Annotated in this window: 14 protein-coding genes and 1 riboswitch; of the genes, 10 read left to right on the forward strand and 4 right to left on the reverse strand. The window is 51.4% G+C overall.

Annotated elements, in window-relative coordinates:
* Window positions 1-96: 96 nt before the first annotated feature.
* The 3 genes from ACTRC3_RS10530 to ACTRC3_RS10540 all read left to right on the forward strand — a co-directional run bounded on the left by ACTRC3_RS10530 (window position 97) and on the right by ACTRC3_RS10540 (window position 2,398).
* Entirely contained in the window at window positions 97-663 is a 567-nt protein-coding gene (locus ACTRC3_RS10530; protein ID WP_178039264.1) for a carbonic anhydrase, read from the forward strand.
* A 150-nt stretch (window positions 664-813) separates the two neighbouring features.
* Window positions 814-1,638 carry a DUF5685 family protein gene (locus ACTRC3_RS10535; protein ID WP_349163849.1) on the forward strand — a complete coding sequence of 275 codons (825 nt, stop codon included), beginning with the start codon at window positions 814-816 and terminating at the stop codon, window positions 1,636-1,638.
* Window positions 1,631-2,398: a DnaJ domain-containing protein gene (locus ACTRC3_RS10540; RefSeq protein ID WP_349163848.1), complete on the forward strand. Its 768-nt coding sequence runs from the start codon at window positions 1,631-1,633 to the stop codon at window positions 2,396-2,398. Before ACTRC3_RS10535 ends, ACTRC3_RS10540 begins: the two co-directional genes overlap by 8 nt.
* Window positions 2,399-2,556: 158 nt before the next feature.
* On the opposite strand, the gene ACTRC3_RS10545 is transcribed toward ACTRC3_RS10540, so the two are convergent.
* The 4 genes from ACTRC3_RS10545 to ACTRC3_RS10560 all read right to left on the reverse strand — a co-directional run bounded on the left by ACTRC3_RS10545 (window position 2,557) and on the right by ACTRC3_RS10560 (window position 5,322).
* Window positions 2,557-3,111: a prolyl-tRNA synthetase associated domain-containing protein gene (locus ACTRC3_RS10545; protein ID WP_440323033.1), complete on the reverse strand. Its 555-nt coding sequence runs from the start codon at window positions 3,109-3,111 to the stop codon at window positions 2,557-2,559.
* Window positions 3,112-3,257: 146 nt separating this feature from the next.
* On the reverse strand, window positions 3,258-4,136 hold the full coding sequence (locus ACTRC3_RS10550) for a class I SAM-dependent methyltransferase (RefSeq protein ID WP_440323034.1): 879 nt from the start codon (window positions 4,134-4,136) through the stop codon (window positions 3,258-3,260).
* Window positions 4,120-4,563 (reverse strand): threonine/serine exporter family protein, encoded by a 444-nt coding sequence (locus ACTRC3_RS10555; protein ID WP_349163845.1) that lies wholly within the window; start codon window positions 4,561-4,563, stop codon window positions 4,120-4,122. Before ACTRC3_RS10555 ends, ACTRC3_RS10550 begins: the two co-directional genes overlap by 17 nt.
* A gap of 9 nt (window positions 4,564-4,572) precedes the next feature.
* A complete protein-coding gene (locus ACTRC3_RS10560; protein WP_440323035.1) occupies window positions 4,573-5,322 on the reverse strand; it encodes a threonine/serine exporter family protein in 750 nt (249 codons plus the stop codon).
* 181 nt (window positions 5,323-5,503) lie between these two features.
* Window positions 5,504-5,722, forward strand: a riboswitch (cobalamin riboswitch).
* Between the two features lie 94 nt (window positions 5,723-5,816).
* On the opposite strand from ACTRC3_RS10560, the gene nikB reads away from it, so the two are divergent.
* The 7 genes from nikB to ACTRC3_RS10595 form a co-directional block, all read left to right on the forward strand.
* Window positions 5,817-6,761 carry a nickel ABC transporter permease gene (gene nikB / locus ACTRC3_RS10565; RefSeq protein WP_262670768.1) on the forward strand — a complete coding sequence of 315 codons (945 nt, stop codon included), beginning with the start codon at window positions 5,817-5,819 and terminating at the stop codon, window positions 6,759-6,761.
* Window positions 6,758-7,597 (forward strand): nickel transporter permease, encoded by an 840-nt coding sequence (gene nikC, locus ACTRC3_RS10570; protein ID WP_440323036.1) that lies wholly within the window; start codon window positions 6,758-6,760, stop codon window positions 7,595-7,597. The genes nikB and nikC overlap by 4 nt, the downstream gene beginning before the upstream one ends.
* Window positions 7,594-9,180, forward strand: coding sequence for an ABC transporter substrate-binding protein (locus ACTRC3_RS10575; RefSeq protein ID WP_440323037.1), 1,587 nt, complete (start codon window positions 7,594-7,596; stop codon window positions 9,178-9,180). Before nikC ends, ACTRC3_RS10575 begins: the two co-directional genes overlap by 4 nt.
* A gap of 33 nt (window positions 9,181-9,213) precedes the next feature.
* A complete protein-coding gene (locus ACTRC3_RS10580; protein ID WP_440323038.1) occupies window positions 9,214-9,996 on the forward strand; it encodes an ABC transporter ATP-binding protein in 783 nt (260 codons plus the stop codon).
* A gap of 91 nt (window positions 9,997-10,087) precedes the next feature.
* Window positions 10,088-10,948: an oligopeptide/dipeptide ABC transporter ATP-binding protein gene (locus ACTRC3_RS10585; protein ID WP_440323039.1), complete on the forward strand. Its 861-nt coding sequence runs from the start codon at window positions 10,088-10,090 to the stop codon at window positions 10,946-10,948.
* A gap of 21 nt (window positions 10,949-10,969) precedes the next feature.
* Entirely contained in the window at window positions 10,970-11,959 is a 990-nt protein-coding gene (locus tag ACTRC3_RS10590) for a hypothetical protein (protein WP_440323040.1), read from the forward strand.
* Window positions 11,946-12,876, forward strand: a 931-nt coding sequence (locus tag ACTRC3_RS10595) for an MATE family efflux transporter (RefSeq protein ID WP_440323041.1), incomplete at its 3' end; no start/stop codon positions are given. The genes ACTRC3_RS10590 and ACTRC3_RS10595, both read left to right, overlap by 14 nt.

Raw genomic sequence — 12,876 nt, forward strand, 5'->3', positions numbered from 1 at the left:
TGGATGCGCTGAAAACATGCGCAAACAGAGGAAACCCCCTACGGGGATACCTGGATGCGCTGAAAACATGCGCAAACCGAGGAAAGGGCGGAGTGTATGAAACCATTTATCATGACGGCTGATAAGGCCATGAAGAAACTGAAGGACGGCAATAAAAAGTACCTGGACTCCGAGACCGGAAAGGGCAATATCTCCAGAGCGCTGCGCTTGTATACCAAAGAGCACGGCCAGCATCCCTACGCGATCGTTGTCACCTGTTCCGATTCGCGGGTGATTCCCGAAAGCATCTTCTCGGCAGGCATCGGCGACCTGTTTGTGATTCGGGTAGCCGGAAATGTCATTGACGACCATCAGCTGGGCAGCATTGAATATGCAGCCAGCCATCTGGGAAGTCCTCTTATCGTCGTGCTGGGCCACACCTGTTGCGGCGCGGTGGACGCGGCGATTCATCACGATCCGGAAGGCTATATCAAGTTCATTACCGACGAGATTAAGCTGGCCATCGGCGACGAGAAGGATGATTTCAAAGCCTGCTGTCTGAATGTCCGGCGCAGTATGGCGCTCATTGAGCACAGCCTGGATATCGCGAAAATGGAAGAGAAAGGAATGCAGGTGGTCGGCGCGGTTTACCACATCGAGGATGGCCGGGTAGAATTCCTTTAGAGAAATCTGTAAAAAATTAAAAAAGAAGAAAGAGTCTAAAAGAACTGTGAAAGCCATTGACATTGACAGGATGCATGGTAAGATTAAATACTAAGCAGCACTGTGAGGAAAATGAATTCGCGAAGCCGTGAAGCATAAAGGAGTGAGCGAATGTTCGGATATATAGAATGTAATCGTTCGAAGCTTTCAAAGGAAGAGCAGGAACGCTACCAGAGCGTCTACTGTGGACTCTGCAGAAATTTGAAAATGAGATATGGGGAACTGGAGCGGATGAGCTTAAGCTACGATATGACTTTTGTGATTCTGTTCCTTTCTTCTTTGTATGAGCCGAAAGAGAAGACGACGGATTTCCGCTGCGGCATCCATCCGTTGCGGCCCCGCAGCGGCGTGGAGAACCGTTTTACGGAATACGCGGCGGATATGACCGTGGCCCTGGCTTATTATAAGGCACTGGATGACTGGAAGGATGAAAAAAAGGCCGGAAAACGCTGGTATGGTGATAAGCTGAAAAAGGCCTATGACGAAGTGGAAAAGGCTTACCCCCGTCAGTGCAAGGCCATCACAGACAGTCTCCAGGAGCTGGATTTCATCGAGCAGGCGCCGGGCGCCAATGCAGATCAGGCCATCAACTGTTCCGGCAAGATGCTCTCGGAGCTCTTTGTGTACGAGGAGGATTTCTGGAGCAACAGTCTCAGGGTCTTCGGCTACGAGCTGGGTCGCTTCATCTATCTGATGGATGCGACTATGGATTATAAAAAGGACATGAAAACGGGTAACTATAACCCTCTTTTTGAGATGAAGAAAAAACCGGAAGAGATGGAACCGGTGTTGGGGCTTCCGTTGGGTAATGCCATGGAGGTCTTTGAAAAGCTGCCGCTGGTGCAGGACGAACACCTGCTCCGCGATATCCTCTACGGCGGCATCTGGCAGCAGTATTACGCGAAAATACGTGGAAAGGAGAAAACGGATGGTTGACGATCCATACAGAGTACTTGGGGTGTCCCGGGACGCCACCAGGGAAGAGATAAAAAAAGCCTATCGTCAGAAGGCAAAATTATACCATCCTGATCTTCATCCGGACGATCCGCAGGCAGCGGAGAAAATGAACGAGCTTAACGAGGCCTACGATATGCTGAATAACCCGGAGAAATACCGGAGACAGCAGCAGAGCTATGGCGGCTATGGGCAGAGCAGCTATGGCGGAGCAGGCAGTTACGGGCAGAATCCTTTTGGAAACGGTCCCTTTGGCAGCGGTCCGTATGGAAATAGTGGAAATGGCACTTATGGCAGCGGCCCTTACGGCGGTTTCGGAAGCTTCGAGGATTTCTTCGGTTTCTGGGGGATGCGCATGGGACCGGAGCGCCCCCGGCAGGTCTGCACCGACAGCGAAACCATGCGTCAGGCCATAGACTTCATCAATATGGGAAAATACCAGTTCGCGGATTCGGTGCTGAACGGTATGCCCGGCGCTGAGCGGAACGCCCGATGGTACTATTTAAGCTCCCTGGCCAACTATGGTCTGAATAATCAGATGCTGGCGGTGGCACAGATTCAGAAAGCATTGCAGTTAGAGCCGAATAACCCGCTTTATCAGCGGACACTCCAGAGCTTCCGTTATGCGGAAAATGTATATAGCCAGAACAGTCAGTCCTATCAGCGGCAGGCGGAAGGCATGGATAAGCTGTGCAGGAGCTTCTGTCTGGCGCAGCTGTTCTGTATGTTCTGCAGATGCTAAGCAGAGTGTGAAAATAAAAGAGATTCGTTCTTTCCACATATAATAATAGAAGAACGCCTCTCTTTTTTTAATGCTTAGAAAACTGAAATCAAATATAAATAGAATCAAAGAATCGGCGTGGCAGGTGAAATTTTAAACTTGGAACGCCAGAGGCTTTATTACAGCTTCACAAAAATAGCTTCATGATGCACCGCCGGCAGAAACTTCTCCAGCATATCCTCCGTCTTCATCCGCAGACTGGACGTATTGATGCAGGGATGGCAGCCAAATTCCTCATGGGCGGCCACGTCCTCATCGATGATGAGCTGTACCTGATTGTGCGGGTCATTCATCAAGGCCATAACCGTGGCGGATCCCGGCGTCACATTCAGCAGTTTCTCCATATACTCCGCCGGGGCAAAGGAGAGGCGGGAAGAACCGATCTGTTTGGACAGGTCTTTGGTCTTGAACTGCTTATCCCCGGGCATCAGCAGCAGGTAGAATTTCGTTTTTTGGGCGTTGCAAAGCACCAGATTTTTACAGATCTCAATACCGAGAAGCTGATCCACACCCTGACATTCCTCGATGGTCATGGCTACTCCATGATCCACACGGGTGTAGGGAATCTGAAGTTCATCCAGCAGGTCATAGACAGCCATTTCCTTTTCCAGACGGCCCTCCGGGCTGACGGGACGGCCGGTGTAAACCTGCGGGTCAATATAAATGCTACTCATAATGATTCCTCCTTTGAAATTTTAAATATTACAGAGGCTTCGAATGGGCATCCCATGAAACATAATCTGGAATGTAAAAGAAACCTTAGCATTTAGACAGAAACACAGCGGCCGGAACCTCCAGCCGCCATTGACTTTGTAAAAAGCTATTTAGTTTCCCAGCGTCCGCTTGCGCCGCAGGGCAGCACCAGTCCGGATGCGGTTACGGGCAGCCCTACCTCCTGGGAATCGACAGTACCGTTATATTTCTTCAGCTCTGTGGCGATCATATAAGTCAGCACCGCCGGGGCCAGTCCGGTGGTATAGGAATTTACCAGGAAAAACAGCGGCTCATCGCTCAAAAGCTGGGCGCAGAGACGGATCAGCGGGTGAATGGCCTCTTCAATTTTCCAGATTTCTCCTTTTGGGCCTCTGCCGTAAGAGGGAGGGTCCATGATGATGCCGTCATAATGATTTCCACGGCGAATTTCACGTTCCACGAACTTCACACAGTCGTCCACAATCCAGCGGATAGGAGCCTCACCCAGTCCGGAAGAACGGGCGTTTTCCTTTGCCCAGCCTACCATGCCCTTGGAAGCGTCCACATGGGTGACAGAAGCTCCGGAGGCAGCGGCGGCCAGTGTGGCTCCGCCGGTGTAGGCGAAGAGATTCAGTACCTTTACGGGACGTCCGGCATTGCGGATTTTTTCACCGAACCAGTCCCAGTTGGCAGCCTGCTCGGGGAAGAGGCCTGTATGCTTGAAGCTGAAGGGCTTCAGATTGAATGTTAAGGTATTCTTGCCCTGGCAGAGGGGATACTGGATGGTCCATTGCTCCGGCAGGTCGAAGAATTCCCACTCGCCGCCGCCCTTTTTGCTGCGGTGGTAATGGCCGTTCATGCGCTTCCAGCCAGGCAGCTTTCGCTCCGTATCCCAGATGACCTGGGGATCCGGCCGCACCAGCAGGTAATCGCCCCAGCGCTCCAGCTTTTCTCCTTTCGAAGTATCCAGTATCTCATAATCGGTCCAGTTATCTGCGATCCACATGACAATCTCCTTTGGTCTTTAAAAATAAGCGGAAAATACTGTCCACCACCATGATGGACAGGGCGATCATTCCCGCCACAATCAGTGTCTGAATAATATAATAGGAAGTCATTCCGTCGGAACGGATGACAGAGTGGGCGATGCGGAACATGCCCGCGCCCGGCACCAGCGGTAAGATGCCCGGGATGACGAAAATCGTGACCGGAGCCTTCAGGACCCTTGCGAAAATCTGGCCGCAGAGGGAGACGAGACAGCCGGACAGAAAGGTGGACATGGCCACAGACAGATTGATTCCGATGAGAAACAGATAGATCCACCAGCCCACCGCGCCGGTGAAACCGGCCCAGATGATATATTTGCGCGGTACGTGCAGCAGAAAAGAAAAGGCCACAACGGAAAAAAACGCGCCGATAACCTGTATCAGCATAAAACCTCCTTACTGAATGAAACGAAGTCCGATGACAATACCCATAGCTACAGAGGCGGCGACCACAAAGGCCTCCATCATCCGGGCGGAGCCGGAGATATAATCCCCGTGCAGGGTGTCAAAGACCGCGTTGGTGATGGCTACGCCGGGAACCAGGGGCATAATGGCCGCGATGATGATGGAATCCAGGTTCCCTATAATAGGAAGAAACTTCAGAAGTCCGCCTGCGAACAGTGAGATTACCACAGCGCTCAGCAGGATTCCGAAGAAGGAGGGCAGCTTCATGCAGCTGCACAGATACAGGCAGATGGCCATGAAAAATCCGGCCACACCCGCCACAAAGGCCTCCTGCCAGGTTCCGCCGTAGGTCAGTGCAAAGGCCGCGGCCACGCCTGCGTTGGCCAGCAGAAAAGCCTGGGGCGGATGCGGTTCCTTTTTCAGCTTTTTAATCTTCCGGAAGGCTTCCTCCAGTTCCAGCTCCCCGCCGCAGAGTCCTCTGGAAATACTGTTAATTTCGTCGATGATACTCAGGTTCGTGCCACGGCTGTGAATCCGGCGGGTCACCGTCATGGACTGGATGGACGGGTCGTCCAGAGTGACCAGAAATCCGGTCACCATCACGAAGGCCTCGGCGGTCTTCAGTCCCGACAGCTCCAGCATCCGCTGCATGGTATCCTCCACCCGGTAAGTCTCAGCCCCGTTGGCCAGCATCAGCTCCCCCGCCATGACGGCGGTGTCGAGCAAAAGTTTGTAATCCATTTGTCTGATTTCCTTATACCTGATTTTGTATTGAGAATAATCTATGCCCATTATACCTATGTAAGAGAAGCGGGTCAAGGAAAGTATGGACAGAAAGAGAAATAATTCCTGTTTCCGAAAGGACAGGCTGAATTACCGGAAGACAAAAAATGGAAAAATCTTGACAGATATAGAGGAATCAAGTAAAATAAACGGGCATAGTGTTGTCAGTCGCGTACGGCGGCTGATAAAGAATAGAGAATCATGTGGAAATCATGGACGGTACCGCCACTGTATACATAAAGAACGATCCTTAGATGAAAGTCCGCCATTGGGGTAAACCTGAGAAGGCGAGGAGAGTTCGCTGGGCTTCTTCCCTGAATATGTGAGTCAGGAGAACTGCTATGCAGCAACCTTAGCGAACGATCTATTTGCGAAGGCTTATTTCCCATGTAAAATCGGTCATGGATGCAAAAGTATCCATGGCTTTTTTATTGCTGAAACGGAGGAAAACAGTGAAAAAGAACAGGCTCGTATCCAGACTTATCCAGATGTGCGTAGTGCTGATAGGCATTTCCTTTCTGACCTTTTTATTAACATACCTTGCGCCGGGCGATCCGGCCACAGCTATGTATGATTCCCTGGGAATTACCCCGAGTCCGGAAATGCTGGAGCAGGCCAGGCAGTCCATGGGACTGGACAAACCCTTTTTACAGCAATATGTGGACTGGATAGGCGGTATTTTTCACGGAGATTTTGGAACCTCCTTCAGTAAAAGCGCCCCGGTACTGGAGCTGCTGATGAAAAGGCTGCCGGCAACGTTCCGGCTGGCCCTGTTTTCCCTGGGGCTGATGTTAATTGTTTCGGTTCCCCTTGGAATTCTTTCAGCGGTCAGACAGGACGGGATAGCGGATTATATCGTTCGCTTTCTTTCTTTCCTGGGTATTTCACTTCCGGGCTTCCTGATTGGCCTGATCTTATTATATGTCTTCGCTTTGAAGCTGGGACTGGTAAAGGTGGCGAGCAGCTCCGTCGGAATGGAACAGATGCTGCTGCCGGGGATTACGCTGGCCATTGCCATGGCCTCCAAATATTCCAGACAGGTGCGCACGGCGGTATTGGAGGAGCTGCACCAGGATTACGTGACAGGCGCGAGAGCCCGGGGAATGAATCAGTGGGAAATACTGTTCCGCCAGGTTCTTCCCAACGCCATGCTCCCGCTGGTTACCATGCTGGGGCTATCCTTTGGATCGCTTCTCGGAGGAACCTCGGTGGTGGAGATTATTTTTTCCTATCCGGGACTGGGTATCCTGGCGGTGGGAGCGGTGAAAGCGCGGGATTATCCGTTGATCCAGGGCTTCGTATTGTGGATAGCCCTGATCTATATGGTGGTAAACCTGTTGGTGGATATATCCTATCATTACATTGATCCGAGGACCAGGGAGGGGGAGAACGGATGAAAAAGAATACAAGATTTGCGGTGCTTTCCATTCTGGTTTTCCTTATTCTGGCAGTGGCGTTCCTGGCGGACAAAATCGTTCCCTACGATCCGTTGAGCGCGTCACTGAGCGACGCATTCCAGGCGCCCGGAAAAGATCACTATTTCGGAACCGACGCGCTGGGGCGGGACGTGTTCTCCCGGGTGATCTGCGGGGCGACCACCAGTGTATACAGCGTACTGATTCTGGTGGCGGTAATCCTGGTTGTGGGTACCTTTCTTGGAATCATAGCCGGGTATTTCGGCGGAGTGGCAGACGCGGTAATCATGAGAGTGGGCGATATGATGATCGCCTTCCCGGATCTGATTCTGGCCATGGCAATCGCGGGAATTCTCGGGCCAAGCCTGAAAAATTCCATGATTGCAATCGCGGCGGTAAGCTGGACCAGATATGCCAGACTATCCAGAAGCCTGGTGCTGAAGATACGGAACAGGACTTATATATCCGCGGCGGAAATCTCAGGATCCAGACACAGCAGAATCCTGATGAGATATATGCTGCCCAACGCGCTTCCTACGATGATCATTACGGCAGCGACGGATATCGGCACCATCATGCTGTCGCTGGCAAGCCTGTCCTTCCTTGGCTTTGGAATCCAGCCCCCCACACCGGAATGGGGATATATGCTGAGCGAGGGAAGAACCTATATACTGAGCAGCCCGTGGCTGCTGTTTTGTCCGGGACTTGCGGTCTTTATTACGGTAGTCATCTTTAATCTCTGGGGTGACTGTATTAGAGATATGATAGATCCAAATGCAACAGAAAAACGAAGAAAGAAGAGGAGAAAGAGAAGATGAACGGAAAAAAACTGATTGCCCTTGCCCTTAGCCTGTGCCTTGCGGGCAGTATCACAGCATGCGGCGGCAGCGCAGGAACAGAGCAGAAAGCAGTGTCAGACGGAGGAAGCGCGAAAACACAGCTAAATGTGGCGACAGAGTTGACCAGCGCAACCCTGGATCCGGCAGATGACTGGAACAGCTGGTTTGTAATGCGCTGGGGCGCGCTGGAAACCCTGACCCGTTTTGAGGACGACGGCACCGTGTCGCCGTGGCTGGCAGAAGACTGGTCTGTAGCGGACGATCAGCTGACCTGGACCATAAAGCTGAAAGAAAATGTAACCTTCTCCAATGGAGAATCGATGACGGCGACAAAGGTTCAGGAATCCCTGGAGAGATTATTTGAGGTGACAGATCCCAATAAGGGCGGAAATGGAAACCCCTGGAATTATTTCACATATGACAGTATCAGCGCAGACGATGAAGCCTGGACTGTGACGATTGTAACAAGTGAGCCGACCGTAGACCTGCCGGGCTGCCTTGCGTATCCCTGGTATGGCATTATCGATGTGGCTGGCTCTGCGGATCGCGATATCGCTGCGGACGGACCGATTTGTACAGGACCCTATTGCTTTGTATCCAACGATCCGGAGCATGATATCCAGCTGGTAAAAAATGACAATTACTGGGACGGTGAAGTACCCTTTGAGACAGTCAATGTCATGAAGCTTGGGGAGGCTTCTGCCCGCGCAATGGCCCTGCAGGACGGTTCTGCAGACATGGGAATCAACATTGCGGCGTCTGACAGAGCGGTTCTGGAGAATGCGGATACCTATCAGATTGACGTCACCGGTGGAAACCGTGTGTGCAACTGGTTTATCAATTTTGACGGAGTGCTGGGCAATGATACCCTGAGAAAAGCGGTGATGACGGCAATTGACGGTCAGACCGTGTGCGATGTATCCACAGGCGGCTCCTATACTTACACCAATAATACGCCGGTACCCGGCTATGATTTGGATAACCCGTACAGCTACGATCCGGAGGCAGCTAAGACTATGCTGGACGAGGCCGGTATCGTAGACGGCGATGGAGACGGATACCGCGAACTGGACGGCAAAAATATCGACATCAGTATTGTAGCGACAACCAGCCGTCAGCAGGACGTAATTGCGCAAGCGTATGGGGTCCAGCTGGAAGCAATCGGAATCAAGAGCACCATTTCCATGCCGGAAAATGTAGTAGACCTGCGGGTATCCCAGGGCTTTGATCTGATGTTCAACAATGAAGTAACCACACCTACCGGAGATCCGGAGAACTTCCTGAAGCACTGGTACGGAAAGATTACCGATACAAGCTTTAATTACGGAAATTATCATAATGAAGAATACGACGCGCTGTATGAACAGCTGATCGGCGAATTTGATACGGAAAAGCGGACGGAAATTTTTACACAGATGCAGGAAATCCTGATGGAGGACGTGGCGACCATCTGCAGCGGCGCCTATAATTTCAATCTCTGCTCCGCAGCTTCTGTAGAAGGCGTTCACAGCTATGTGTGCGACTACTACTGGGTAACAAAGGATATCACACCGGCGTCATAAATAAGAAGAATAAATAGAAAAGGGGACTTTCCCATGCTGGATATAGAGAACATAACAGTTGCATATCATGGACAGCCGTTTTTGCGTGATTTCTCCCTGCATATGAAAAGAGGAGAAATTATCAGCCTGGTAGGTGAAAGCGGAAGCGGAAAGACTACGGCGATACGTTCCATTCTGGGACTTCTGCCACAGGAAGGAGAGCTGGTATCCGGCGATATTTTGTTTGAGGGAAAGTCTCTTCCTAAATACAGCGAAAAGGAAATGCAGAAGCTCCGGGGATCTAGGATATCTATGATTTTCCAGGATTCCGGAGCTATGCTGAATCCGATACGTAAAATCGGCTCGCAGTATATAGAATATATTCAGAAGCATGAAAGGCTGGGCCATAAAGCGGCGGAAGAAAAGGCGGTGGCCATGCTGGAAGCCATGCGGCTGTCGGAGCCGGAGCGCATTATGAAGAGCTACGGCTTCCAGCTGTCCGGCGGTATGCGTCAGAGGGTCGGAATTGCCATTGCCATGACCTTTGAACCGGAGCTGCTGCTGGCTGACGAGCCCACAGCTGCCCTGGACGTGACGACACAGGCGCAGATCGTGCGTCAGATGATGGAGCTGCGGAAAAATCACGGAACCTCCATTATCCTGGTAACCCATAATCTGGGCGTGGCGGCATATATGTCAGATCGGATTGTGGTTATGCAGAATGGAAGGATTGTGGAAGAGGGAGACCGGAAGACAATACTGGAGCAGCCGGGCTGCGCATACACCAGAAAACTGCTGGCTGCGGTTCCGAATATGTATGGAGAAGGCTATGTGTAAGGAAAAAACACCAATTTTGGAGACTCGTCATTTAAATAAGGTATTTACAGCCCCCGACGGACGCCCTTTGTACGCAAACAACGATATATCTTTGAAATTTTATGAAGGCGAGACCCTGGGAATTGCCGGGGAAAGCGGATGCGGCAAGAGTACGCTGGTGCGCGTGCTGTCGCTGCTTGAGCCACCCACCGATGGGGAACTTCTCCTGTTCGGCGAAAATGTCGCGGATTGGAAGGGGGAGAGAAAGCGGAAAATGCGCCGTCATATTCAGATGGTATTTCAGGATCCGACGGACTCATTTTCTCCCAGAATGAAGGTAAAGGATATTTTGTGCGAACCGCTGGAAAATTATGGACTGATAAAACCGTCGGAAAAAGCAGCGAAGGCGCGGGAGCTTCTGAAGATGGTGGAGCTTCCGGAGGAATTTGCAGAGCGGTATCCGCACAGTATGTCAGGCGGCCAGAAGCAACGTGTGGCGATTGCGCGCGCATTGGCCCTGGAGCCGGAGGTCCTGATTTGCGATGAAGCCACATCGGCGCTGGACGTATCGGTTCAGAAAAGTATCGTGGAGCTGTTGGTAAAGCTTCAGAGAGAGAAGCATACGTCGATTATTTTCATCTGTCATGACGTGGCGCTGATCCGCTCCGTCTCCCACAGAACGGCAATTATGTATCTGGGCTTTGTGGTGGAGCTTGCGGAAGGAAAGAAGCTGGGCCGCGGCGTCTGCCACCCCTATACAGAGGCGTTAAAAAGTGCGGTATTTTCTCTGGATATGGATTTTGAAAAAGAGATAGAAAGCCTGGATTCCGAGATTCCAAGCCCCTTGGAGCGTCCGACAGGCTGTCCGTTTCGGAACCGCTGTGAAAAATGCATGGAGATTTGCGCTGCAGAGAGGCCGCAGCTCCGGGAGGTGGAGAAAGGACATTGGATTGCCTGTCATCTGTATGCATGACAAGAAAGAGAGGACCATACCATGTGGAAGATTGCAGGATTTTCTTTACAGCCGGGAGAAAAAAGAAGAGTGACGATAGAAATCCCGGTGGAAGAAGCAGGAGAGGAAAAAATGTATCCGATGCCGGCGACATTGATTTGCGGCTGCGGAAAAGGAAAGACCGTTCTGATTACAGCGGGAATCCATGCGGGAGAATACCCGGCTATTCCCGCCGTGATACGGGCGGCAGGGGAGATTCAGCCGGAGGAGCTGAACGGAAACCTGATTTTTATTCACTGCGTCAATACCAGCGGATTTTTTAAGAGAACCTTTGGCCTGATTCCGGAGGACGATTTCAATCTGAACGGACAGTATCCGGGAAAAGAGGGCGGAACCACGGGAGAACGGATTGCGGATTATTTTGTGCGTAATTTTTTCGATGAGATTGATTTTATGATGGATATGCATTCCGGGGGGCAGCAGGAGCCCCTGACGCCCTGTCTCTTCTATCCGCTGGCGGAGGCTGTGACGGAGGAAGCGCTGGCTGCGGCGCGCGCCCTGGATATCCCGTGGCTGATAGCTTCGACGGCTACGGCGGGGCAGTATTCTTACGCCGCGAATTATCATAAGGTTCCCGGACTTCTGGTAGAACGGGGATATGGCGGATTCTGCAAAAAGGAGTGGGTAGACGCTTATTACAGAGATATTTTCCTGCTTTTGAAGCATTTGGAAATGTATGGTGATGTTGAAACAGAGGAACAGGTGTGTAAAAAAACGGTAGTTCCCAGAACCATCTATCTTACCTCGGATACGAAGGGAATCTGGCATACGGATCTCCATGAAAATGTGGAAGTGGCCCGGGGAGAGCTTCTGGGATACTGTACGGATTTTTACGGAGAAGTAATCAAGAAGTATTACGCGGAAGAGGATGGGGTTGTCTTCTATTATAATACAGGTTTATCTGTGGAAGAAGGCACAGCCCTGGTCGCGTATGGAATAAGGGAGTATATGATAGCAGATGAGGCAGGCTGAGCGGGGAGATTTAACACAGGGAGCCATTGGCAGAGGAATGCTTTTATTTGCGCTGCCGTTTCTGGGGAGCAGCCTGATTCAGCAGCTGTATAATACCGTCGATCTGATTTTTGTGGGAAGGCTTCTGGGCACGGACGCGGCGGCAGCCGTCGGCGCGGGAAGTCTTCTGATTACCCTGGTTCTGGGCTTCTTTACCGGAATGAGCGTGGGAGTAAGCGTGTCGGTATCCCATGCGTACGGAGCAGGAAATCAGAAAGAACTGCATGATCTGATTCATTGCGCGGCGGGACTGGCGCTGACGGCTTCTGCCCTGCTGATTCTGTTCGGGATATTTCTCACGCCGGCTATGCTGCGTCTGATGAATACGCCGGAAGATATTATGGATCTGGCCGTTGCCTACATCAGAATTTATTTTCTCAGTATGCTCCCCATGGTTTTTTACAATATCGGTTCCGGAATCTTAAGAGCCTTCGGGAATTCGCGCTCGCCGATGAATTATCAGCTGATAGGCGGAATTGCCAATGTGGCGGGAAACGCGTTCTTCCTGTGCGTGCTGCACATGGGAGTGGAAGGAGTGGCGCTGGCCTCCCTGGTATCGCAGATGATGGCGGCTGTATTTACGGTAGGCCATCTAATGAAGCCGGATTTCGAATGCCGGTTACGGATCAGTGATATTGCGCTTAAGAAGCAGGTCTGCGGGAGAATCCTGAAAATCGGGATTCCGGCGGCGATTCAGTCTATGGTGATTACGCTGAGCAACCTGATTGTCCAGGCGCAGATCAACAGCCTCGGAATCGTAAGCATTGCGGCCTTCACTGCTTATTTTAAGGTGGAAAATTTTGTATATCTTCCCATCATGGCGTTTGGACAGGCCAACACAACGTTCTGCGGACAGAATTACGGAGCGGGAAAATGGC

The sequence above is a fragment of the Laedolimicola sp. genome (genome assembly GCF_051972735.1).
Taxonomy (GTDB): domain Bacteria; phylum Bacillota; class Clostridia; order Lachnospirales; family Lachnospiraceae; genus Laedolimicola; species Laedolimicola intestinihominis.